Here is a 1,254-nt window from a genome sequence, read left to right as displayed (position 1 = left end):
CCGTCGAAGAGCAGCCGGCCGCCGCGCCGCACGAGGTGGTGCCGTGGCTGATCTCCGCGCGCAGCGACGACGCCCTGCGCGCACAGGCCACCCGACTCACCGACCACCTCGACCAACACCCCACCGCCACGATCGACGTCGGTCACACCCTCGCCGCGCACCGCGCCGCCCTGCCGTACCGGGCGGTGTCGATCGGCGCCGACCACCGCGACGCCCTCGACGCGCTCGCGGCCGGGACCGCCTCGGCCGGTCTGGTCGTCGGTGAGGTCTCCGACGGCAAGCTCGCGTTCGTCTTCTCCGGCCAGGGATCACAGCGCCCGGGCATGGGCCTGGAACTGGCCGAGACGTACCCGGTCTTCGCCGACGCGTTCGACGCGGCCTGCGCCGAACTCGACGTCCACCTGGACCGCCCACTGCGTGATGTGATCACCGACGACACCGACCTCGACCAGACCCTCTACACCCAGACGGCGTTGTTCGCCTACGAGGTCGCGCTCCACCGCCTGGTCGAGTCGTTCGGCGTCACCCCGGACTACCTGGTCGGGCACTCGATCGGTGAGATCGCCGCCGCACACGTCGCCGGGGTCCTGTCCCTGGCCGACGCGGCAACGCTGGTCGCGGCCCGGGGCCGCCTGATGCAGGAGCTGCCGCCCGGCGGCGTCATGGTCGCGGTACGGGCCACCGAAGCCGAGGTACGGCCACTGCTGACCGAGGGCGTGGACATCGCCGCGATCAACGGGCCGCGCTCGATCGTGCTGTCCGGTGCCGCCGACGCGGTGGCAGCCGTCGCCGCCCAGTTCGAGAAGTCCAAGCGACTGCGGGTCAGTCACGCGTTCCACTCGTCGCTGATGGAGCCGATGCTCGACGCCTTCGCTCGAGTGGCCGGCGGGCTGAGCTACCACCCGCCGCGTATCCCGATCGTCTCGAACATCACCGGACAGGTCGCGACGACACCTGACGCCGACTACTGGGTGCGGCACGTCCGGGAGGCGGTGCGCTTCGCCGACGGGATCGCCACCCTGGAAGGCCTTGGTGTCAGCACCTTCGTGGAAATCGGCCCCGACGGGGTCCTCTCCGCCATGGGTGCGGACTGCGTGACCGGGGCGGCGCTCGTCCCCCTGCAACGGGCAACCCCCGACCAGGTGTCGACCTTCCTCACCGGCCTGGCCCGAGCCTTCGTCCGCGGTGTGCCGGTGGACTGGACGCAGTGCTACCCCGGTGGAAGCCTCGTCGACCTGCCCACCTACGCCTTCC

At 71.5% G+C, this 1,254-nt stretch carries 1 protein-coding gene; it reads left to right on the top strand.

Features of this window, described 5'->3' with window-relative positions:
* Nucleotides 1–1,254: acyltransferase domain-containing protein (locus tag ACWCO3_RS34655; RefSeq protein ID WP_450014235.1), on the top strand; the 1,254-nt coding region annotated here is incomplete at both ends.

Source organism: Micromonospora sp. NPDC002411 (assembly GCF_053592955.1).
This window is presented reverse-complemented; position numbering and strand designations above follow the sequence as displayed.